This is a genomic window from Buttiauxella cochleicola (genome assembly GCF_021282405.1).
GTDB lineage: Bacteria > Pseudomonadota > Gammaproteobacteria > Enterobacterales > Enterobacteriaceae > Buttiauxella > Buttiauxella massiliensis.
The window spans coordinates 28,730-52,484 of sequence record NZ_JAJSOU010000001.1 but is presented as its reverse complement, the minus strand read 5'-3'; the positions used below and the strand labels follow the sequence as shown (position 1 = coordinate 52,484).

General features: G+C 48.3%; 17 protein-coding genes. 6 read left to right on the top strand and 11 right to left on the bottom strand.

Annotated elements, in window-relative coordinates; genetic code table 11:
- The first annotated feature begins 111 nt into the window (after nucleotides 1-111).
- Nucleotides 112-1,035: a dihydrodipicolinate synthase family protein gene (locus tag LVQ79_RS00220; protein WP_232863451.1), complete on the top strand. Its 924-nt coding sequence runs from the start codon at nucleotides 112-114 to the stop codon at nucleotides 1,033-1,035.
- A gap of 53 nt (nucleotides 1,036-1,088) precedes the next feature.
- On the opposite strand, the gene LVQ79_RS00215 is transcribed toward LVQ79_RS00220, so the two are convergent.
- The 7 genes from LVQ79_RS00215 to LVQ79_RS00190 all read right to left on the bottom strand — a co-directional run bounded on the left by LVQ79_RS00215 (nucleotide 1,089) and on the right by LVQ79_RS00190 (nucleotide 9,854).
- The gene (locus tag LVQ79_RS00215) at nucleotides 1,089-2,432 is read right to left on the bottom strand and encodes an APC family permease (protein WP_151995716.1); all 1,344 of its coding nucleotides are present in this window, start codon (nucleotides 2,430-2,432) and stop codon (nucleotides 1,089-1,091) included.
- The gene (locus LVQ79_RS00210) at nucleotides 2,429-3,334 is read right to left on the bottom strand and encodes an acetamidase/formamidase family protein (protein ID WP_232863450.1); all 906 of its coding nucleotides are present in this window, start codon (nucleotides 3,332-3,334) and stop codon (nucleotides 2,429-2,431) included. The genes LVQ79_RS00215 and LVQ79_RS00210 overlap by 4 nt, the downstream gene beginning before the upstream one ends.
- A 648-nt stretch (nucleotides 3,335-3,982) precedes the next feature.
- Nucleotides 3,983-5,233: a low affinity tryptophan permease TnaB gene (tnaB, locus tag LVQ79_RS00205; protein WP_232863449.1), complete on the bottom strand. Its 1,251-nt coding sequence runs from the start codon at nucleotides 5,231-5,233 to the stop codon at nucleotides 3,983-3,985.
- Nucleotides 5,234-5,333: 100 nt separating this feature from the next.
- Nucleotides 5,334-6,749 (bottom strand): tryptophanase, encoded by a 1,416-nt coding sequence (gene tnaA / locus LVQ79_RS00200; RefSeq protein WP_232863448.1) that lies wholly within the window; start codon nucleotides 6,747-6,749, stop codon nucleotides 5,334-5,336.
- Nucleotides 6,750-7,022: 273 nt separating this feature from the next.
- Nucleotides 7,023-7,100 carry a tryptophanase leader peptide gene (locus tag LVQ79_RS22520; protein ID WP_134183203.1) on the bottom strand — a complete coding sequence of 26 codons (78 nt, stop codon included), beginning with the start codon at nucleotides 7,098-7,100 and terminating at the stop codon, nucleotides 7,023-7,025.
- 172 nt (nucleotides 7,101-7,272) lie between these two features.
- A complete protein-coding gene (locus LVQ79_RS00195) occupies nucleotides 7,273-7,986 on the bottom strand; it encodes an exonuclease domain-containing protein (protein WP_232863447.1) in 714 nt (237 codons plus the stop codon).
- A 2-nt stretch (nucleotides 7,987-7,988) separates the two neighbouring features.
- Entirely contained in the window at nucleotides 7,989-9,854 is a 1,866-nt protein-coding gene (locus tag LVQ79_RS00190) for a putative nucleotidyltransferase substrate binding domain-containing protein (RefSeq protein ID WP_232863446.1), read from the bottom strand.
- A 294-nt stretch (nucleotides 9,855-10,148) separates the two neighbouring features.
- Between LVQ79_RS00190 and LVQ79_RS00185 the strand changes: the two genes are divergently transcribed.
- The 5 genes from LVQ79_RS00185 to LVQ79_RS00165 all read left to right on the top strand — a co-directional run bounded on the left by LVQ79_RS00185 (nucleotide 10,149) and on the right by LVQ79_RS00165 (nucleotide 17,378).
- On the top strand, nucleotides 10,149-10,643 hold the full coding sequence (locus tag LVQ79_RS00185) for an SH3 domain-containing protein (protein WP_151995711.1): 495 nt from the start codon (nucleotides 10,149-10,151) through the stop codon (nucleotides 10,641-10,643).
- Between the two features lie 59 nt (nucleotides 10,644-10,702).
- Nucleotides 10,703-11,653: a hypothetical protein gene (locus tag LVQ79_RS00180; protein ID WP_232863445.1), complete on the top strand. Its 951-nt coding sequence runs from the start codon at nucleotides 10,703-10,705 to the stop codon at nucleotides 11,651-11,653.
- 40 nt (nucleotides 11,654-11,693) lie between these two features.
- Nucleotides 11,694-13,079 carry a serine/threonine protein kinase gene (locus LVQ79_RS00175; protein ID WP_232863444.1) on the top strand — a complete coding sequence of 462 codons (1,386 nt, stop codon included), beginning with the start codon at nucleotides 11,694-11,696 and terminating at the stop codon, nucleotides 13,077-13,079.
- Nucleotides 13,080-13,215: 136 nt separating this feature from the next.
- The gene (locus LVQ79_RS00170) at nucleotides 13,216-14,928 is read left to right on the top strand and encodes an alpha,alpha-trehalase (protein ID WP_232863443.1); all 1,713 of its coding nucleotides are present in this window, start codon (nucleotides 13,216-13,218) and stop codon (nucleotides 14,926-14,928) included.
- A 272-nt stretch (nucleotides 14,929-15,200) separates the two neighbouring features.
- On the top strand, nucleotides 15,201-17,378 hold the full coding sequence (locus LVQ79_RS00165; protein WP_232863442.1) for a TonB-dependent siderophore receptor: 2,178 nt from the start codon (nucleotides 15,201-15,203) through the stop codon (nucleotides 17,376-17,378).
- Nucleotides 17,379-17,461: 83 nt separating this feature from the next.
- Here the strand turns inward: LVQ79_RS00165 and LVQ79_RS00160 are convergent, their stop codons facing one another.
- From LVQ79_RS00160 to ebgR, 4 genes are all read right to left on the bottom strand, one after another.
- Nucleotides 17,462-18,961 carry an amino acid permease gene (locus LVQ79_RS00160; protein ID WP_232863441.1) on the bottom strand — a complete coding sequence of 500 codons (1,500 nt, stop codon included), beginning with the start codon at nucleotides 18,959-18,961 and terminating at the stop codon, nucleotides 17,462-17,464.
- Nucleotides 18,962-19,053: 92 nt separating this feature from the next.
- The gene (locus LVQ79_RS00155; protein WP_232863440.1) at nucleotides 19,054-19,506 is read right to left on the bottom strand and encodes a beta-galactosidase subunit beta; all 453 of its coding nucleotides are present in this window, start codon (nucleotides 19,504-19,506) and stop codon (nucleotides 19,054-19,056) included.
- Between the two features lie 13 nt (nucleotides 19,507-19,519).
- On the bottom strand, nucleotides 19,520-22,591 hold the full coding sequence (gene ebgA, locus LVQ79_RS00150; protein ID WP_232863439.1) for a beta-galactosidase subunit alpha: 3,072 nt from the start codon (nucleotides 22,589-22,591) through the stop codon (nucleotides 19,520-19,522).
- Nucleotides 22,592-22,762: 171 nt separating this feature from the next.
- A complete protein-coding gene (gene ebgR, locus LVQ79_RS00145; protein WP_232863438.1) occupies nucleotides 22,763-23,746 on the bottom strand; it encodes a transcriptional regulator EbgR in 984 nt (327 codons plus the stop codon).
- Between the last annotated feature and the right edge of the window lie 9 nt (nucleotides 23,747-23,755).

Here is a 23,755-nt window from a genome sequence, read left to right as displayed (position 1 = left end):
GACATAATCGGCTTTCACAATCTCACCTTCCGCTACAATTAATACCATTCACAGATTCAAGCAATGAGCTTTTCACGGACAATAAACTCAAAAAACCTGCAGGAGTAGCTAATGAAGCAACCTCGTTTTAGTGGTGTTATCCCCCCGGTTCCTACATTGTTTGATGCGCATGGTGAATTCGATGGTGTCGCACAGGCAATGTTAATTGAACACCTGGTCTCATCGCCTGTTAATGGCTTGTTCTTTCTCGGCAGCGCCGGAGAATTTGCCCATATGTCTGAAGCACAGCGGGCACAGGTTGCAGAGTTTTGTATAAAGAAGGTTGCAGGTAGAAAGCCCGTTTTGATAGGGATTGCCCACTGTGGCACACAACAGACCATTGATGCCGGGCTTCATGCCCAAAAACTGGGTGCCAGTGGCGTGGTAGTGGTCAACCCGTGGTACAACCCGTTAAGTAATGCAAATCTGCTGAGTCATTACAAAGCCATCGCCAGCGCACTTGAGTTGCCGATTCTTCTGTATAACTTCCCCGCCCTGACAGGCCAGGCTATCCCGGTGCCTGTTATTCGTGAGCTGGCGCTAAGCTGCCCAAATATTGTCGGGCTGAAAGATACCGTGGATACCTTGTCCCATATTCGTGAAACCATCCACGCGGTGAAACCGGACAGACCCGACTTTGCGATCTTCGCCGGGTATGATGAATACCTGCTGGGAACATTGATCCTCGGTGGTGATGGCTGCATCCCCGCCAGCGCGAACTTCGCCCCGCAACTGACCTGTGGGATCCTTGATGCATGGCGCAAACAAGATCTTTCACGGGCCATTGAATTACAACAATCGCTGTCCTGGATACCGCCGCTTTATAGTATGGACTTGCCGTTTTACAACGCAGTGAAATATGCCCTGCGCCTGGTAGGCCTGAATATCCCGGTGTATTCATTGCCACCGGCCACGCCGTTAACGGAAGAGATGAAGGTTGAGATAGAAAATATTCTTAATCGTGCGGGGGTCATTAACACTCAGGAAAAGAACTGAAGTCGCGCTAATAACTGCGGTCACCAGTGGGCTGACCGCAGTTACACTACATATCAGGTAAGAGCCACCGGCTTCGGTAAACGCTTATAGAATCGAGTCTTCACCATTCCAATCACGATACCAATCACAAGCCAGGTAAAGCCTATCTTCATGGTGGCTGAGTCGAAATTCACCCAGACATACATCAAAATGGCAGTCCCTATCAGCGGGAATAACAGATTGGAGAGAATTTCACGCACACTATTGCGGCGTTTCTCTTTGATAAAGAACATCCAAATTACGCTGATATTTAAAATGATAAACGAACTCATCGCGCCGAAGTTAATCAGCTTCGCCAGGAAGTCTATCGACAGCGATAACCCGAGAACCAAAGACAGCGCACCAATCGCAATGGTACTGATCCATGGCGTACGGTAGGTTGGATGGATTTTGGCAAACATAGAAGGCAGGAAGTGGTCACGCGCCATGCCAAAGACAATACGTGAAGCCGCAGCCTGTGCCGCTAATGTGTTGGCAATGCCCACCGCAAGGATGTTAACGACCAGCAGGAAAATCTTCAGCGGTGCGCCACCCGCAAGGAATGCTGCATCAAAGAAGGCACTATCCGCATCCATCTTCATAAAGTCAGGCTGGATAAGCGTTGCGATATAACACTGCAGAATGAACAACCCACCGACGATAAATAGCGCGGCAATAATCGCTTTACCAATATCTTTAGTCGGATTTTTAGCCTCTTCAGCAAGCGTACTAATTCCGTCAAAACCAAGGAAAGAGAGCGCTGCAATTGTGACGGCCGTACCAATGAATTGCGGGTTAATGACATTCGGTTGATAGAACGGTGTCAGGGTAAACTCTCCCACACCACCGCCATGCGCAATATAGTTGATGCCTACTACCAGGAACACAATTAGCGCCAGAGCAGAAATACTGAAAATGAAAATATCGGCCTTCGCCGTATTTTCAATACCGCGAATATTCACCCAGCAGTTTGTCAGCATAAAGAATGCAATCCACACCCAGCCTGGAATAAACGGCAGCAAGTCAGTACACCAGGTCGCAGTCATTGCGTATAGCAATGCCGGTGCAAAGAGGTAATCCATCATAATCAGCCAGCCTGCAAGGAAACCGATATGCGGGTTAGTGGCTTTATTGACGTAGGCATAAACAGAACCCGCAATCGGGTAGCGGCGGGACATTTTGCGATAGCTCAACGCGGTAAAAATCATACACGCGACGCCCACTACATACACCAGCGGTGCCATGCCGTGACTTTCTTTACTGACAAAACCAAAAATGGACATTGGCGCAATGATGACCATAAAGACAAGGCCGTAGATAACCAAATCTTTATAACTCAGAGTGACTTTCAATGTTGGTTCAGCGGATGCGTTCTTCATGCTTCACTCCGGGAAATTAACGGCTTATCGATTCTTTTTGGTGTGCCAATACGCACAATCAAATCAACCAGACACGGTTTGCATGCCTGGCAAATTTCAGTGTCACTTTGCAAACTCATGTACAGATAAGCGTCGGTCAGATCCCAGCCGTACGCCTTGCAGATAAGCGACTGCATTTGCTCAGCGGCAAGTTTCAACGCATCGGGATATTGTGCAGCACTGGCGATGGTGTACCATTTTTCTGGCGTTTCCAGCACCGGCCATTGAATAGACTGCCCCTTAAGAATCGTTAGGCGTACGTCCACTTCCCCGCAGATTTCCAGCCCCGTACCGCATAACTCCCCATCACCCATCACCGCGTGGAGATCGCCAAGAGCAAATAACGCACCTTCTACCTGAATCGGTAAATAGAGCACCGCACCTTTCTTAATCTGTTTGCAGTCCATATTCCCGCCGTGATTTCCCGGGAATCCGCAACGGACTTCGCCATGCGCCGGGGCAACACCAATCACACCAACCATTGGGTCGATAGGAATTTGAAGGTCGTTGAACAGCGCTTTACCGTCAATGATTTCAACAGGCTTAGTGCGAATTTCCTGGGTATCACTAAGCGGGCCACAGCCTGGTAAAGTGGTGACTACACCACGTGCCGCAACACGGATATCGAGAATTTCGACCACCAGAATATCGCCTGGCTGCGCACTTTCGACGAACACCGGCCCGGTTGCAGGGTTGGCCGTATCGTAGTTAAAGGAGGTGGTTAGATCAGACTGGTCAACAATTCGTCCTGAAAAGCAGTCTTGTGTTTTGAAGGTTAACGTATCCCCGTCGACCGCCCGAGCAACGGGTTCATTCGTTGCTGCAAACTGATAAGAAAATTGAGTAATGATTGTCTTGCCCATAAAAGCCTTCATATTGTGTTGCGCGGTCTATTTCCGCTTATGTTTTGCATTTATCGCCTACCTGTTGCGGTAGAACTTGTTATTTGATGTTAATTATTAAAACAAATAAACCCGCCATTATTTCAGTAAACACAACCTTCTCGTTACACACTTCAAAATATCAGCAAGGTATGTTGTATGAATGATGAGTTAATTAACAATGGCTAATACCGTGTCGAAAGCGATACCTTTTAACGCCTGGGAACAATATTCGTCGATTGTTATAGCAGATATGCTTAACTGTTTCTGCCTAAAATCAACATGGCTCAGGAATAATAAAGAACATTAATTAGCGATATATAATTGAGACAAACCCATCTCAAGAATATTCTACTAGTCTGTGGCTGGATGTATTGGGTGATATATCGAATTGAGGAGCGGATGCAGTGCTGATGTAATATTTATCATTTAAGTTTGTAGCAGGTAAAGAGCACTCTTGCCCCTCCTGCTGGCGGTGAACCGTGAGGTGTTAGCCGCAGGTTGTACAACTTAATCACCCCAGAGGCCCAAGTGCATGATAGGCAACGACAGGCAATGACATCAGTGTGGGTAGAGATGCCGGACGAGTCGAGTCTGGAAGACAGTGACTTCTATCCGGCATAGTTTTTATTATCCAAGTTTGGGTAAAATATTTAACATATTTCCAAACCAACAAAAAATCACAACTACCCCAAAGACAATAACTACAGCGGGAATGACTCGGCCACCCCAAACTGTAAATATCTGCTCAGGAAACTTTTTCCTTGATTTTAATGCAAGAATGGCAGGAATAATGACCGCCCATATTGTTGCACAGAGTCCGGCACCGCCTATGCCATAAATAAAACCATTAGGAAAAATCAGGTATAACAATGCGGGAGGCAGAAAAGTGAGTAATGTTGTTTTAAGCCGACCGATATGTGAGTTATCAAATTTAAATAAGTCAGCCAGAAAATCGAACAACCCTAACGTGACGCCAAAAAAGGAGCTTGCTACAGCCAGGTTAGAAAAAAGAAGTAAACAAAACTCAATCATACCGCTTTGGTTTGTTCCGAGGAATGAACCTACCAAAGAGTCAACATTCCCACCCGAGGCAATAATCCCTTTGAAATTATCACGTGAGATGTTACCCATTGTACAGTACAACCAAAACAGATAGACAATCAGAGCAAGTAAAGAACCAAAGACAATACTTTTTATTAATTTATCTTTTTTCTTCCCGTAACAGATGATGAGGCTAGGAATATTGCCGTGAAAACCGAAGGAGGCCAGACATACAGGTAGCGCCATAAAAATATAAGGGAAGTATGATTGCATAACCTCACCACCCTCACCTGTGCCACTTAATATCGAATAATCCACCTGAAAGAAAAGTGAACCAAAGACAATAATAAAAGCAATTATTTTTATGCCGAGGAATAGAGAGGTAATCCTGCTGGCCGCAAGCGAACTAAACCATAAGACACAAGCAACAAAAACAGCTGTAGAAATCCCTATAACCCTGGGGTTCATGTTAACCCCTGAATTCATTCTAATGGTTTCACTAATAATCGCACCATTTGCCGAAATATAAGCATAAGTTAATATATACAAAACAAAGGCAACAGTGATTCCACTTACAATATTCCATTTATTTCCAATTAGATCTTTTGTAATAGTGTTAAAGCTGGAACCTACAGGATAGTTTAAGTTAGCCTCTAACAGCAACAGACCGGAATGCAGCATTGAAAACCAAGATATTATTAATATAAATGCAGCCCAAAAAAACCAGGCTCCGGCAAGATCTACCGGCAAAGCAAACATTCCTCCACCAATTACGGTTCCTGCAATAACCATAATTCCCCAAAAAGATGAATGCTTGGCACTGGAGTTATCTTCCATATGGCCTCCTATTTAATGTTATTTTTCTTTATCTATATACCTTCACGCAGAAAAGGAATGGCCACGGGAAATATGGCCATTCCAGGCAGATTATAATTAATTAAACTTCTTTGAGCTTAGCGGTAAAGTGGCGTAATACTTTTGGTTCGTATGTAAAAGTTAATCCCCTAATATTAACTGCATTTTCTTTTACATGACTGAAGGCTTCAATAATGAAGTCCATATGTGATTGGGTATAGGTTGCCCGCGGAATGGTTAAACGGAGCAGTTCTGCCGGACATGGTAATTGCTCGCCTGTTTTAGGATCTCTGCCCAGTAAGAATGAGCCGATTTCAACAGCACGAATACCTGCAACCTTGTATAGCTCACAGGCAAGTGCCTGAGCCGGGAACTGTTCTGCAGGAATATGCGGCAGTAATTTACCCGCATCAACAAACGCTGCATGGCCACCCGCCTGCTGGCAGGTAACACCGATAGCTTCAAGGCCGTCTACCAAATATTGAATCTGCGCGATGCGATAAGCCAGCCAGTCTTGATTCATGCCATCACGGAGCCCTACTGCAAGGCGCTCCATTGCGCCGCCTTCTAAACCGCCATACGTTGGGAAGCCTTCCTGGACAACACAAAGCGTTCTGCACTCGGTATAAACATCAAAATAATTATCGTCTTTGATACAGAGTAATCCTCCCATGGGAACCATGGCGTCTTTCTTCGCAGACATGGCTAACATATCGGCATATTTATATGTTTCCCGGGTAATTTCCTCTATGCTCCTATCCTTATAGCCAGCTTCCCTTTGCTGAATAAAATAGGCATTTTCAGCAAAACGTGCTGAGTCCATGACTACCGGAATGTCATATTTTTTAGCAAGCTGATACATTGCCTTCAGGTTTGCCATTGAGACAGGTTGCCCACCAGCAGAATTACAGGTGATTGTAGCAACAATATAAGGAACATTACTGGCCCCGACTTCATCAATTCCTTTTTCTAACCCTTCGAGATCAAAATCACCTTTAAAGTCATAGCGAGTAGAGGTATCAAACGCCTCTTTGATATAAACATTACGCACGGTACAACCGTTTATTTGACTATGCCCTTGGGTGGTATCGAAGAAATAGTTTGAGAACGCGACCATTTTGCTTCTGTCCAAGCCTTTTTCCTGCTCGCGCTTTTTGATTAATACAGGAATATAAATTTGCTCTGCACCACGCCCCTGGTGAGTAGGAATAGTGTGCTGGTAGCCAAAAATATTTTTAACCGCATCGGCTAAGGCATAATAACTTCGACTTCCACTGTAGGCTTCATCGCCACGCATCATTGCAGCTTGCATATTCTGGGTAATAGCACCCGTACCACTGTCTGTCAGTAAATCAATAAAAACATCCTCACTGTCGAGCAAAAATGGATTCATGCCTGATTTGATAATGGCATTTTCACGGTGTTCACGCGTAGTGCGTTTAACAGGTTCGATGACACGAATACGGAATGGTTCTGGCAAATGTTTGAAGTTATTCATTGTGAAATCCTTAATCATATTTATATATAGCAGGGCCCGCAGTCATTCACCTATTATGAATGGCTGTCATAAGCTGCATGTATCCCTTAATGGTATTATGCCGCACAAACATAGGCAGAATTACCGCCATAACCCTAAACTTTGCCAGATAAAGGCAAATAGGAAATCAGGCGTGAGTATTTCGCCAACAGGACATAATCATTTGGGGTATGCGAAACAAAACAGATGACGCAGCAGCTGCGCTTGTTTATATCGCATTAATCAGGAGGGGGACTAGGGGCGATGGTTGACGATAATGGTGTCAATGTTGAACCACTTAGAGATTGCATATGAATTAATTACGATAATCATAATAAATCAACTCTCGTTAAACATAATAATACATTATTGCAATGGATATATTTGTCTAATAGTAGTGAGCTTATCTGTGAGTTAAATCACCATAAATTAAACATATTGAGGTTTAAATTATAACTGCACCGCAGTCTCAGCAATTAACTCTCGCTTCAACTCAGAATTTACTTCAATCGCATAGAAACGCATTAAACGGCAAGTCGTGGGCGTGCGAGCGCGCACGGATCTGGGCCAGTAGTACTTCTGCTGTCGCCACTGCGTCGCACAATGCATGATGCGCCGGATAATCAGGAAGATGGTAATCACGGCGAATACTCGATAGCCGCAAGTCGTTCTGCATGCGTCTTGCCGCTTGCTGATGACGTCGCTCAAGCTCCAGCGTATCAATCCACAGTAAGGGCAGCTCTTCCCGCCCGTAACGCGTAAACAGCCAGGCGTTAATAAACGCCCTCTCAACCATTCGGCCATGAACCACGGCCACTCGCCCCATCAGGCTCGCAAACAAAGCCTCCATGGCTTCATCCAGGGCAACGCCGTCGCGCAGCATTTCCGGAGTGATGTGATTGATAATCGCGCTACGCGCATTCACCGGATTACTGGTGGAAATATAGTGGTGCTGCGCGCTCGCAAGCCCGATTTGCCCGTTTTCGGCAACCACACTACCAATCGATAAAATACAATCCGTAAAGGCATCAAGGCCGCTGGTTTCAAAATCAAACACCAACCAGGGAACATGAGTTACGGCCGCGTTGAAATCTGGTAGTGGGGCTTCTAATAGCTTTTTTAATGCATGACTTAAACCAGGCTCACGCAGCCACTGCTCGCGCTCGGTCTGCAAACGAGTTTCTCGTGAAGGCGGGAAAATACGCGATAGAAAACTCATTATTACCCCTTCACAAACAGCATGCGGGCCAGCTCTTGTTGGCGGGAAATAATCCTAAAGGCATCTTTCAGATGCTTGCGCTCAAAGCTGCCAAACTCACGCGGGTCAATCTGGTTATCGGGGGTAATTCCTTTACGCAGCTGCGACAACTGGTGGTTAAAACGCAGCCGGGTTAAAAAATGAAAAGCATCAATGATGTCTGTACACCCACCGGGTGACATCAATCCTTTATCGCGTGCGGCACGGAAACGCGCTTCGGTGCTGGTTTCACTGCACCCTGCTGCCAGCGCGTAAATCCGCGACAAGTCGATGATAAGCGTTAGCGCAAAGCGTTTGATGTTAAGTGTCTTACTGTCGTTGCCACTTTTTTCCAGCACCAGATTGTTAAAGATACCAAGCGGTGGCGAAGTATTGGCCGAATCACGGGTGAGTGAACGTAAGAAGCCAGGATGAGCGGCTATATCGTTCAGCAGCGATTGTTGAAATGCATCATGCAGCCAGGTGTTGCCGTAAAATGCGCGCGTTTCCAGAAATACGGTCGCATTCAATAGCTGCGTATATTCCGGATTAATGACCCATTTGCGAATACAGGCTTGCCATACCGATAGCGGCTGGCACCAACGGCTCTCCGAAGCCATAAAATGGCCAGTGCATAATGGATAGCCACACTCATCAAGCCCCAGGCAAACAAATCGGGCAAAGCGTAAAAACCACATTTGCTCTTCAATACCTGCACTGTCGGGCAAAATAATCGCACTATCCTGGTCGGAATGGACATGAACTTCATTTCGGGCGTGCGAACCCGCCACTATCCATGCGAATTCACAAGGTGGCTCGCCGAACTCGCTAAGGGCAAGTTCAATTAACCTGCGGGTGAAGGCATCCATCAGCATCGACATCACCATTTCAACCACACCACTGCGTAAATTCCCCTCCACTAAAGCTTCGAATATTGCCTGGCGTTCAACTTTAAGAACGGCTAACTCAGCGACAGATTGGCAATGGTTAATGCGCTCGATCAGGAAAATAGCCTGCACGCGATGATGTTGCACCAGATCCGAAGCCGTCAGTAGGCCGACTGGTTTTTGGCAATCAACGACCGGCAAGCTACTGACACCGTGGCGCATCATCAGCGCCACCGCATGCATCACCAGATCACCCGATGACACAGTTATCGGTGCTGCAGTCATCACTTCTCTAACCGGGCGCGAGATATCAAAGCCTTCCGCCACTACGCGTCGCGTCATATCCCGGTCACTGATAATGCCAATAATTTCATCAGCATCCATTACCACTGCCGTTGAGCAGCGATCGACCCAGCGCATCTGCCTGGCCGTTTCTTGTATGGACGTTGTTGATTCAACAACAGAAATCGTGCTGCTCGCCAAGTCGCCAACCTTACGCACAAACATGCCTTTGTCTTCATCGCTCCAGACAATGTCCATCGCGCCATTCAGGCGTTCATGAGCGTTAATCGAAAAGTGTGTCGCGTATTGGGGATATTTTTGCAGCATCGATTTCAGCACGCTATGCGGGATTTGGTATAGCAGCGTGTTTTCGATAGCAGTGACGTTGTAACAATCTTCAGGATTACCCGGAATCCCTTCAAGGAAGGTGAAACCAAACAAGTCTTCTGGTCCCAGACGGGCACGTAGCACCCCATCACTCCAGCGTTGCTCAAGCGAACCGGTACGTACGATGTAGAGATAGCGCTCAACAGCCGCAATATCGAAAGGCAGCGTCTCGCCAACCGCCAGATAGCTAATGCTGATGGAGCGCGCGATTTCATTTTGCGCCTCCACCGGGAGCGTGTTAAGTGGCGAAACATGTGCAATAAAATCGCAGATATTAGGCAATAACGGTTCCATCGTCATACTCCGTCCTAAAATTAAAATGATGTTTTATAATATATGCTACTGCTAACCTGTAAGGATATAACATTCAACCCGTGAATCATCACTCTTGCCCCTGTTCTTGACCCACTTAACACTTAATGATGTCAATCAGTTACATCGCCATTGAATTGTGAATCAAGCGATGTAAAATTAAAGTTACTATGTATAAGCAGTGTGAATAATCCTTCAGATTCCTGGATTTCTTCTTCGCCATTTTTACCTCCTCCCGGCGACCAGGTTTGAATCATATTTTCAGGGAAAGTTACGATGAAATTGCGAAGCCTGTTGATCATTGCTGTTGTTGCCACTGTAGTAGGTTGTAAAGCACCGCCGCCAAAAATGACGGACGATACTATCGTGACTAGTGAAATCAATGGCGTCACCCTCACACACCGTTACGCTGTAGCCGCGCCACAAGAGTTTACCCCAGTTAACGCCAGTTATCGGGCTCTCTACCCGGGCTCTATTTTGAGCAAGCCGGATTTTGGTGGGAAAGTGATAAGTACCCTTGAAAACGGACAAAGTTATACCGTGCTTGGCGAGGTCGAGAACAAATGGCTCGCGATTGCAGAGCAAGATAAACAAGAAATGTTGGGCTATGTTCCGGCACGCGCTCTGGTCAAAAGTGAACTTTACGCCCAGACGCTAAAAAAAGATCGCCCACGTCCGCGTAAGGCTTCTAAGAAAACGACTTGTGTTGCCGTCGATGACGCCAGCAAAGCCTGTCAGAACGCTAATAGCGGCACCTGGATTATTGATTAATCAAAGGCGTTTTGTGTTACGGCCTTTTATTTAATATTGCTCGGCTAACAAGGATTTCTATGAAACTCTGGCTTTCGGGTCTGGCGCTGTTGCTGGCATCTACAACCGTATGGGCTGGGAACTATCGTATCGTTCAGTCTCCTTCGCAAAAGCTGGATGTCTGGATAGATGATGTGCAAAACAACACGCCGCAGAACTGGTGTGCTGCTGAACTCCCCTTACGAATCGTAGCCAATGGCGATAAAAATCCATCTGTGCTTAACGTTTTTATGCCGCGCCTTGGCACCTTGCTGGAAAGCCAGTGTAGCTCTGTTCAACTGGTGAGCTGGAAACTGGAAGATCCACAAGGCCAGACGCTTGCCGTCGGCACCGCGACCAAAAACAGTGATTGGGCAGTCATTGTTGCGCCAGTAGTTTCAAGTGAACCAAATGCACTACCCCATTCCGATGAGAACTCGCCGTTAGCTGACCGCACCCCATGGCAGGAGTTTACGTTGCAGGATGGCTGCCATTTGCGCACCTTCTGGCAAGGAGACGCCAACGCTTCGGCAATGTTTATCCCTAACGGAAAATGTGAAAACGGCGGCTGGCTGAATGGACGTAGTGAAATCATTCAAAGCGGTATTCACGGTGAAAAACGCAATGAGATGACCTTTGTGCATGGTTTCCCGGTCAGTGGACTGAGCGCCGATGCGGGTTCTGACAGCCTGCTTATCACCAGCCTGAACAATGAACGCATGGTCGTCAGTAATGAACACGCGCCGCAGAGCTGGATGATTTTGCCCTATAACTCCGAGCTAAATGGCTGGCAAGCCACCGGAACCGTGGCTGTTGAAGTTCCACGTGAAATGACGGTTGATGAGGCTGGAATTCAGGCGCGTTTAAACCAAGTACGCAAAGTATGGTCGGCATGGCTTGCGCCAGATACACCTATTACCTTGCTGTTGATTGACTCCCTGCGTCCGCAATTGCGTGATCCGGCGGTGGGCGCATGGCGCGCCCAGAAATAACCTGTGAACATTCGTCGATTTCGTGCAGAGAAAGGCCATCATGACTGATAAAGATTACGAACAAGAACTTCCCGAAGCTCTGCCACCAGGTTTCCGTTTCGACGAGTTTGAAATTCAGCAAGTGACTGAGTCCACCAATACCAACGTGGTTTATAAAGCGTGGGATCATCAACTCGAACGACCGGTAACTATCAATGAGTTTATGCCACGTGCGCTGACCATTCGTAGCGATAATATGCAGCTGGTTTTGCGCAGTAAACAAGATAGCCAGGCGTTCAGCTCGGGCATGAATCGTTTTGTGCAGTCGGCTCGTCAGCTTGCGCAATTCAACCACCCAAACCTGCTTCAGGTTTTAAGCTTCTGGACGCAAAACGAAACCGCTTATGCGGCAACACGTTACTCCAGCGGCATGACGCTTGCCGAGCTGCATCAGCAACATCCCGAAATCATCAACGATGCCTGGTTACGCAGCATATTACCGATGCTGTGCGGGGCGCTGGCCACATTGCACGACGAAGGATTTATTCATCGTGATTTGTCCCTGCGTAGTATTCAGATTCAGGACAACGGAGCGCCGCTGCTACTTAATGCAGGTGCTCCACTGCGCGCCAATGCAGAAAACAGCGACGAGATTAAAACGCCGCTTAATCCTGGTTTTGCCCCGTTGGAACAGTACGCTGACGATCTCGAAAACCAACTAGGGCCGTGGACTGATATCTACGCACTCGGCGCCATTCTTTATACTTTGATAACAGGCACCTGCCCCCCAGCCAGTGTTACCCGCACAATTCAGGACCCTTGCGTTAAGCTCGCGAAGAATCGCCCTGAAGGCTATTCCCACAGTTTGTTGCAGGCCGTCGATCACGCCCTGGCGCTAAAACCTGAAGACCGCCCGCAATCTATTGCTGAATTTGCGGCCCTTGCCGAGATTCCGATGAGCGGCATCAATGGCCTCACATCGCTAAAACAACCAGGCACCATGTTGGTTGCTCTGGAAGATGCCGAGATTACCCCGCTGTCTCCGTTACGCAAACGCTACAAATTGCCACTACAGATAGCGGCCAGTTTGTTGGTCGGCGTGGCTGTAGGTGCGGTAATTTTTGGTGGCCATTTCTCGACAACGCCGACTTCCGAGACAGCGAAACTTGAGACACCCGCGGCACAAAAAGTCCAACCGGTGGCAACTCCAACTGCTCTACCCGCCACTGACGGCATGCTGGCGCGCGTTTATGTCCGCATGAATGAAGGTGAAGAGTTGGATGTGAATGGCAAAACAGAAAAAATCACACCTGGCGCTAATGGTTATGGTTTCCTGCAACTGCCTGCCGGGAAATACCAGATTACCCTGCGTGATAATAACCAGACGCGAAACATGACGTTGTCTGTGGAAAAAGCAGGAACATGGTTGATTAATCCGCAAGGGTAAGCGCCAGTGCCAGCGGTAAATTATCTGCTTTCCTTTAATATGCGACATGGCACCTGGTACTGCCCGCAAATTCGTCTAAGGTTTTCATAGGGTTGATCGCTAAAACTTCACGCGATCATGAAAAGGAGAACAATAGATGATAAATCCTGCTTTGCGCCGTCCTCGTAGTTTATTGCTTGCGATTCAAATAGCTATCGGTTGTGCGTTCGTCGCTTTTACCTTGCCCGCTTCGGCGGCTGACGAACAACAACCGCAGCCCCAGCCACCAGATGTGCTCCTTGGCCCGTTATTTACCGATGTCCAGACTGCAAAATTATTCCCTGACCAAAAGACATTTGCAGATGCGGTTCCTAATAACGATCCGTTAATGATCCTTGCGGACTACCGCATGCAGCGCAATCAATCTGGCTTCGATTTACGTCATTTTGTGAATGTGAACTTCACTTTGCCGCGCGAGGGTGAAAAATATGTTCCACCTGAAGGACAGACACTGCGTGAACATATCGATAGCCTGTGGCCGGTGCTAACGCGCACCACAGACAGCGTTGATAAATGGGATTCGTTGCTGCCGTTACCTAAGCCGTATGTCGTACCCGGCGGGCGTTTTCGCGAAGTCTATTATTGGGACAGCTATTTCACCATGCTCGGGCTTGCGGAAAGCGGTCACTGGGACAAAGTGCAGGATATGGTGGATAACTTTGCCCATGAAATTGATGCCTGGGGGCATATTCCCAATGGCAACCGCAGTTATTATCTGAGCCGTTCGCAACCACCGTTCTTTGCTTTTATGGTCAAACTGCTGGCCAGCCACAACGGTGATGAAACCTATACCACTTACCTGCCGCAATTGAAAAAAGAGTACGCCTACTGGATGCAGGGCAGCGATACGCTGCAACCGGGCTCTGAAAACCTGCGTGTGGTGAAACTTAAAGATGGTTCAGTCCTGAACCGCTATTGGGATGACAGAGATACGCCACGTACTGAATCTTATCTGGATGATGTGACTACAGCGAAAAACAACCCGAATCGCCCGGCAACAGAAATCTATCGTGATTTGCGCGCCGCTGCCGCCTCGGGCTGGGATTTCAGCTCTCGTTGGATGGATAACCCAGAACAACTTGGTTCGATTCGCACCACCTCAATCGTGCCGGTGGATTTAAACGCCCTGTTATTCCAGATGGAAAAAACGCTGGCGCACGCCAGCACTGTGGCGAAAGACACCAGTGCAGCAGCGCAATACCAGCAACTGGCAGATGCTCGCCAGAAAGCTATGGAAGCGCATTTGTGGAATAGCAAACAGGGCTGGTATGCCGATTACGATCTCAAAACTAATGCTGTTCGTTCTCAGTTGACCGCCGCCGCACTGTTCCCGCTTTATGTACATGCTGCCTCGAAAGAGCATGCGGACAAAATGGCAACCATCACCCGTGCGCAACTGCTTAAAGCCGGTGGGCTTGCGACAACCAATCTGAAAACGGGCCAGCAGTGGGATGCACCAAATGGCTGGGCTCCGCTGCAATGGGTGGCCACCGAAGGGCTGCAGAACTATGGGCATAAAGATTTAGCCATGGAAGTCACCTGGCGCTTCCTCACCAATGTGCAGCATACCTACAACCGCGAGCAGAAACTGGTTGAAAAGTATGATGTATCCAGCACGGGCACAGGCGGTGGTGGCGGAGAATATCCTCTCCAGGATGGTTTTGGCTGGACCAACGGTGTGACGCTGAAAATGCTCGATTTGTTATGCGGTACAGAGAAGCCCTGCGATTCCACACCGGATAAATTGCCTTCAGCAACACCGGGTCCTGTGACTGAAACTATAAAACCTACGGCGGCCTCAACCCAGTAACGTCGTTCCAACGGCCTCATCCCCTCCTTCTCCTTCTCTCAAGGAGAAGGAGTAAAAAACTCTCCCACTACCGTCTGCCTCCTGTAAAAACACCAATATTTTCATGGGTTTTAATTCTACACCTGCCAATATTTGCACTTGCTTACAATAACAATAACGATAATAATTCGCATTCCTATTCGTTGTAAGATCGCCTGAATTTATACCAACCTCTCCGACACAGATCGGCTCTTCAGGTGATAACAAAAAGACCTTCTCGGGAAAATAACTAAATGAAACTGGCATTTACCGTAAAGCGCTCCGCTTTACTCTGCGCGCTTGCTCTTGCTGCTCCAACCTACGCGATGGCGGAAGATACCGTTATTGTGACCGACACACTGACAGAAACCTCCACCAGCCCAACTCAGGGTTACAGCGCGACGGTCAGCCGTGGTGCCACCAAAACTGATGAGCCGTTAATCACTACTGGTCAGTCGGTGTCTGTCGTGACTCGTCAACAAATTGATGATCGGGGTGCATTATCTGTAAACAGCGCACTCAACTACACACCGGGCGCTTTCACTGGTTTTGCTGGTGGTGCAACGCGTTATGACACCGTCGCACTGCGCGGTTTCCACGGCGGTGATGTGAATAACATCTTCCTTGACGGCCTACGCCTGATGAGTGACGGCGGCAGCTACAACGTGGTGCAGGTTGATCCATGGTTCCTTGAGCGTATTGACGTTATCAAAGGGCCTTCTTCAGCTCTTTACGGGCAAACCATTCCTGGCGGACTGGTGATGGAGACCTCAAAGCGCCCACAGTTCATTGAGGAAGGCCACGTCCGTGCCATGTACGGTAACAACAATACCACCGGCACTGCATTCGACTATACCAATGCGATTAACGATCAATGGGCCTGGCGCCTCATCGGTATGACAAAAAATACTGATACCCAGTATGAGAAAACGCGTGAAGAACGCTATGCCATCTCCCCGTCTGTATTGTGGCAACCGAGCGAAAATACCTCATTGGTGATGCGTGCATACCTGGAAAAAGATCCCTCCGGTGGCTTCCACGGTTCAGTTCCGGCAGATGGTAGTCTCTATTCGTCTACTGGCCGTAAACTCAGCACCGGTTTCTCTGATGTAGAACCGGGTAATGACGAATTCAAACGCCACCAGCAGATTTACAGTTACGAGTTCGCTCATAACTTTAATGACACTTGGGCATTCCGCTCCAACGCCAGCTATACCCACTCAAACGTGGGCCTCAAGCAGGCATACCAGATTGGTTGGGCAGATGCCGCGCACGACGAATTGACGCGTTATTACAGCGGTGAAACCTCATCACTCGACGCTTACGCCATCGATAACCAACTGGAAGCAGATTTCGCTACCGGCGAACTGGACCACAAAGTGGTGCTTGGTGGGGAATTCCATAAATACACCAATAACCTGTCTGACGATTCTGCTTATACCACCAACTTAAACCCATGGACTGGCGAGTCCGGTGGACCTGGCGGTTTCTACTATTACGATCCGCGTGACCCGACTTACTCCACTATCAACCAGGGTCTGTTGACCAAAGCAGGTAAGCGTCAGTACGAACAAACAGGCGTCTATTTACAAGATGATATGAAGTGGAATCAGTGGCATATGACGCTGTCTGGTCGTTACGACCATATGGTGACCAAAAGCCATATCGTGGCTGAAGCCATTGACAGTGATGTGACAGATAACCGCACCGATGATCATTTCAGCGGACGTGCCTCCCTGCTGTATGCGTTTAACAACGGGATTTCTCCTTACGTCAGTTACAGCCAGGCAATTACACCGCAGGTTCTGCCTGATGCTGAAGGCAAATTGCTGAAGCCGACCACTGCCGAGCAGTACGAAGCGGGTGTGAAATATCAGCCGGTTGGCACAGTAGATATGTATACCGTTGCGCTGTACGACCTGACGCAAAAAGATGTCGGTAATCGTGTGGTTCAGGGCAGCTACTTTGAGCCAGCAGGTAAAGTTCGCTCGCAGGGCGTTGAGCTGGAAGCGCGTTCACAGTGGAATCAGCGTTTCTCAACCATCGCTGGATACACATACAACAAAGTACGCTTTAAGGATGCAATCGACGGTAACGACGGTAACACGCCGTATGTGACGCCTGACCAAATGGCAAGCTTGTGGGGAATGTTCAAAGCCGACTTAGGTATCAGTCTGGGCGCGGGCGTACGCTACATTGGCAAGCAATGGGCGGATAACGAAAATACCCTGCGTGTACCTTCTGTCACTCTGCTTGATGCGATGGTGCGTGCCGATATGGGTGCGTGGACGCCATCTTTGAAAGGGGCTTTCGTGCAAGTTAACGCCACTAACCTGACAGGCCGTGATTATGTTGCGGGCTGCTACGGTACCGGCTATTGCTACTGGGGTGCAGAGCGTTCTGTTATTGCAACCGTGGGATATGATTTTTAATTTTTGTTAACGCCAGTGTCTGATGTCGCTTCGCTAATCCGACCTACGAAAACACAAATACGGCCCCGTTTGGGGCCGTATTTCTATGGTTGGCGAGATATCGCTACCTCACCTGCGAGCGGTGAAGCTGGCTTTCCCTGCTGTTGTTCCAGCGCAATTTGTGCAAGCGGTGTATCCGCTTCGTACCGCGCTCTGGCATCCAGCCCTTTCTCATATTTGTTGTATTTCCACCAGGCGTAGCCCAGGAAGATAACCAACCCACCGACGTTATAAAACACGATTGTCATAATGCTGGCGCCAGTCGGGAATGTGGAGGCGATAAACCCGACGGTGAAAATGACGATCAACACGCTCACAATGGTGATCCCCTGCATGCGTGTGCCCATACGGAAATCGCGATTAACCTCATCGTATTTCATACGCAGGTTCAGATAGGCAAGCATGATAAACAGCGGCGGTAACATTGAAGCAGCAGCGGTCATGTTAATAAGCGTGTTCATCAACTCCTGTACGCTACCCGAACCCACGGTTGGGATAAGCATCAATGGGATAACAATCAGGAACTGAATCCACGCTGCACGAGTCGGTACACCATGCTGGTTAAGACGCACGGTTTTCTCACCAAAAATACCTTTTGGAATTTCGGTGAAGAAGATTTTCACTGGAGCAGCAGTCCACATCAGCAATGAGCCAAACATAGCAGTAAAGGAGACAATCCCGACAAAGCGGTTCATCAGCGACGTTGGCAAGCCAAAGTGATTCGCCAGCCCTTCAAATACCTGCACCGTACCGCCGGTGTAGTGCAAATCGGCTTTATGAACAAAGACGTTAATCAGCAGTGAGGAGACGGTATACAGGCCACCGATGAATAAACCAGACAAAATGATCACTTTAACAAAGGCTTTGCTGCCGCCTTTTACGTCATTGACGTATACCGCAACCGACTCAGCACCACCCGCGGCCTGGAAAATCCACGCGATAATCCCGAGGAATGCCCAGCTAAACTGCGGTGTAATCGCCTGCACGTTGATTGGGTCAGCCGGTTCGACGCCGCCAATCACGGCAGCCCCTGCAAGAATGATGTAAGAGAAGGTAAGTAATAGCATCAGCGTGGAGGTGACTGAGGTCATCGGCCCCAACAGTTTTGCCCCGTGGTTTGAAATCCAGGTGGAGAAAGCAAACAGGCAAATGCTGATTATTGCCGTCGTTAACGGCGTGAAAATGTAGTCATAGCCAAGGAACGCATACGAGGCGTAGGCAATAACTCGCGGTAGTAACGAGGTAAAGAAAAACAGGTTAACAAACCAGTAGGTGTAGGCGGTGATAAATGCCCAGCGGCCACCTAACGCACTCTTCACCCAGGCATAAACTCCCGCTTCGGAATTACGGTTCAGCGAGACGAATTCCGCGATGATTAAACAAAACGGAATAAAATAAATGAGTGTCGCCACCAGGAAAACCGGTGCCGATGCGATACCTAACTGAATATTGTTATTAATGACGTTATTGAAGCTAAACACCGCCGCAAATGTCATCGCTAATAACCCGAACTTGCCAATAGTATTTCTGTTTGTTGAAGCCATACGAACTCCACACTGTAGGGTAAATTTTAATAATTTTTTTCGTAGGTCGGATGGCGCTTTAGCCATCCGACACCAGTCAGGCGTTTAACACCCTATTTATTTAGAAAATACGTTTCTTCAATCGTGACTTTTAAAATCACTTTTTTGACGTCTTTCCCCTGCGAGAAGCGGTGTGCTTCGTGGTTTTCGCAGATGATGACGTTTCCGGCTTTAAGCTGATGTTTAACACCCTGCCCGCGCAAAAACTCACGGTCAGTTTCATCGCTGTAAGCAATTTCTGGGGTTAACTCGTTTTTCGCTGCAACCTCAACGGTTTCTTGTCCCGCAAGGTAATAATGAACATCGAAATAACGGCGATTCCCTTCAAATAAATCCATGTTATTTATTGGGCCTTCTGCAAGGCGATAAACCAGGGAATCACCAATTGAATAAAAAATATTAGGCTGAATATTTTCGAGGTTATTAATAGCTTCGATACAACGCTGCCATTTTTTCCCCGCACGATAAATCTGCTTAAAATCTTCTAAGGTATTTAAAATAATCATTACGTTTGCCCTATCAAGAAAGTGCGCGGTTGGTTTGCGGTTGGAAATCGTATTTCGCGAGATCAACCGTCTCCTCCTGCGCTTTACTGAACGGCACCATAGTGAAACCGTAGTGGAATGGTTTGAGGTAAACGCGGAATGAATCCAGCACTTCGGAACCCCATGAGTTGGAGCCAAGTCCGAGGATTTGATCATCGAGGTTTAATGTCAGGTAATCGCCCTTTTCCAGCTCATTAATGTGCTGCGCCTGTTGCAACATTTCTGCGCTATATGGCCATAGGCTGAAGTTAATCGGCTTAGAGGGCTGGATGAAAATCCCGTTACCCTTTTCATCTTCAACGCTCAACCAACGCACATCCTGGCGGTTGCCGTTATCCTGTGGGAACGGGTAGTTTTCAAACAGGCTTTCTACCGGCTGGCGGTAATGGCCAATCAGATTGCTTTGGCAGCTGTCAGTGTAGCTTTCACCTGGCCCACGGCCATAATATTCCACCTTTTTAAAGCGAGTGCTGATGCCGAAATCGAGGCCGATTTTTGGAACAATGGCCTGATAATTTCCATATGGAGTACCTGATAAATCCAGGCTGACATGGCCTGCGGGAGTTATGCGCCACTGATAAGTACAGCGCATCCCGAAATCAAACACCGGTGGTGCAATCGTACTGGTAATCTCAACGACAATATCTTCACCTTGCGACAAATGACGCAGGGTGCGGAAATTATGCTGCATCAGGTGCACGTGATACGGCTGCCACAACCCTTCAAATTCCTGTTTGTGGTTATCAATAGTCGGTTTAAAGAAGGTCAGATGCGGCGCACGCCCAACAATCTCTTCACCGTCTACCAACCATGAAACCAGCTCACCACTCAGGCGACAGAAAGTCAGAGCAAATTGATTACCGCTGATAACCAGGCTGTTTTGCTGCGTTTCACAGCGTAATGCGCTGTGCTGATTGAGTGGCAATAGCTCGCGAGAAACCGCCTGCTGGCGCAAGATCTGGAACTGACCAAGCGAGTGCATCGCATCACTCCAGCTTGTCGTACTGCGCTTAACAATTTCAACATTGATAAACACTTCACCTGCTGGCAACTCAGGTGCAGTCAGTTGCAGCTCTTCGGCTTCACCTGGCAGCAAATGCGGCAGTGACAATGTTTGCTGTGCGATGGTTTTACCATCAACCTGATATGCGACCTTGAACTCGATGTCACCAAGTGTGCTGAACCAGTAACGGTTCTCCACCAGCAACACATCATCCTGCTGCGTCTGGCGAATATTGACCGGGCAAAGCACCTGCTTGTACTCACGCAAGCCTGGGCCTGGACGTTGATCCGGATAGATAAGCCCATCCATGCAGAAGTTATAGTTGTTTGGGTAGTCGCCGTAATCACCGCCGTACTGATAGCGTTCACGCCCCTGCTCGTCATGCACCAGCAGGCCATGGTCGCACCACTCCCAGACGTAATGCCCTTGCAAACTTTTATGCTGATTAAATACGGCCTGATATTGCGCTAACCCACCCGGCCCGTTGCCCATGGCATGGGCGTATTCGCAGATAATGCGTGGTTTCGGATGAGGGTATTCACCAAAGGCATTCATCATTGAGACGCGGGAATACATAGTGCTAATCACGTCCACGACTTCGGCGTCACGATCTTCTTCGTAATGCACCAGACGAGTGGGGTCAAGTTGCTTACAGCGTGCAGCCATCGCACGGATATTGCAGCCGTAACCTGACTCGTTTCCCAGGGACCAGATGATGATAGAAGGATGGTTTTTCTGCGCCAGAACGTGGCGTTCTATACGCTCGACGTAGGCTTGTTCCCACGTTGGATCGTCGGTGATGCGGCTAATATTGCCAACGTTTGCAAAACCGTGACTCTCGACATCAGTTTCCGCCATCACAAACAGGCCGTACTGGTCGCACAATGCATAGAAACGCGGGTCGTTCGGGTAATGGGCTGTGCGTACTGAGTTGATGTTGTGTTGTTTCATCAGGATGATGTCACGCTCAACTCGCGCCATATCGACTGCACGACCTTTCAGGCAATCGTGATCGTGGCGGTTCACACCATGCAATTTCAGGTAGCGACCATTAACGTAAAATAGGCCGTCGCGCACTTTGATGTCGCGGAACCCGACTTGCTGCGGCACCACTTCGATGATTTCGCCGTGGTTATTGCGCAGCGTCAGCAGCAGTAAATAAAGATTGGGGTGCTCAGCATTCCACTGCTTCGGTTGTTTTACCGGTATCAGGAACTGGCAGGTGGCACTGTCCTGTACGCTAAGTGCATCAAGCCTTTGTTCAGCAATACATTTTTCACCATCAAACAATTGTGCATGCAGCTGTAAACCCGCGACAGGTGTGGCCGATATATTGTTTAAGTCGCACGATACCTGAAGCTCTGCATCACAGTAGTTTTCATCAAATTCCGTCACCACGGTTAAGTCATGTACGTGAACTTGCGGCTGACCAATAAGATAAACATCACGGAAAATACCGGCCATCCACCACATATCCTGATCTTCGATATAGGTGGAGTCAGCCCATTGCATCACCCGCACGCTCAGCAAGTTTTCCCCGGCCTTCACATACGTGCTGAGATCAAACTCGGCGCTCAAACGGCTGCCTTTGCTAAAGCCTACATAGTGGCCATTTACATAAACTTCAAAGTAGGTTTCTACGCCGTCGAATTTAATAATGACCTGACGTTGTAACCAGTCTGACGGTAGCGAAAACTGGCGCTGATAAGCACCGGTTGGGTTGTTGGTGGGCACAAAAGGCACATCGATAGGGAACGGGTAACCTTCATCGGTATATTGCAGTTTACCGTGGCCTTCCATTTGCCACATTCCCGGAACAGTAATTTCACCCCATTCAGCCATAGGCTGGTGGTAAAACTCAGTTGGTACTTTTTGCGGATGGTCGAAATAGTTAAACGCCCATTTCCCGCTTAGCAACAAAAAGCCCAGGCTTTGCTCGCGGTTTAGCTCTTTTGCCTTTTCAACACTGTCATAACCGTGGAACCAGGCGCGCGGTGGCAGTCGGTTCTCAGATTGTTTTTCTATGTTTTCCCAATTGTTCACGCCAACATCCTCATTACGTGGGTATGGGCAAACAATAGTAAATATTTAGTAAAACTAAAAATTAAAGTTTACTAAATGCCGTGGCGATCACAATAAATCAACACGCGGTATAAAACAAAAAGCCCTGCTGGTGTAAGAAACCAGCAGGGCTTATGAGATTAATTATTGATTTTACTCAGATGTTGTCGTGTCACGCAATTGCAAAGAGCTGGGGACAAATACCGACAGCGGGATGGTACGATCATCACGCAGGCGTTCCATCAGCAGGTTAACGCCCTGCGCACCGATGGTTTCGGAATGAATTCTGACCGTTGAAAGTGCCGGGTAAACAAAGCGCGCGGTAGGTATATCGTTGACGCTTATCAGAGCCAGTTGCTCTGGCACTTTGATACCGTGTTCGTGCAGAGCGCGTAGAACACCAATCGCAATAGAGTCGGTCGCCACAAACAAGGCTGGTGGGTAATCGCTTGATGATGCAAGCATTTTCATCGCGCACTGGTATCCGGCCTGGCTACTAAAGTCCCCATAGTAAACATCCTGCGGCTGAACAACCTTTTTATTACGCCCATAATCAACAAACGCCTGTTCGCGCTGATCGGCATATTCCGGGTCATCCCGGCCACCGATAAAGCCGATACGCAGGTAACCACGTGAAATAAAGAAGTCGATCACCTTCTGGCTGATTTTCGCTAAATCAACGCTTACGCAGTCAAACCGTGGATCGTTAGTTACCCCATCGAGATACACCAATGGCAAATCCTGCTGCTCAAGCACCGCCTGTGTTGCAGGCTGGGGTTTACCAATTACCAGTAAACCGTCGGCTGCCACCAATGGGCGATCGCCTTTGTAGTCGTAACAGGAAACTAGCGTAATACCGAGTTTTTCGCATTGAGTTTCAATGCCATAGCGCATAGCCAGGTAATAGGGATCGTTGATTTCCAGCTCTTGCCCATGAGTATAAAGAGCTGCAAAGGTAAGACGTTGACCGGCCTGGCGTTTGGCGCTGGGGACTTTGTATTCCAGCCGCTCTGCCGCTTCGAGGATTTTCTGACGTGTCTGACTCTTCACGCTCAGTGTGGGATCGTCATTCAGGACCCGTGAAACCGTAGCCACCGATACCTGAGCCGCATGAGCGATTTCCTTCAATGTAGCCATAAGATCCCA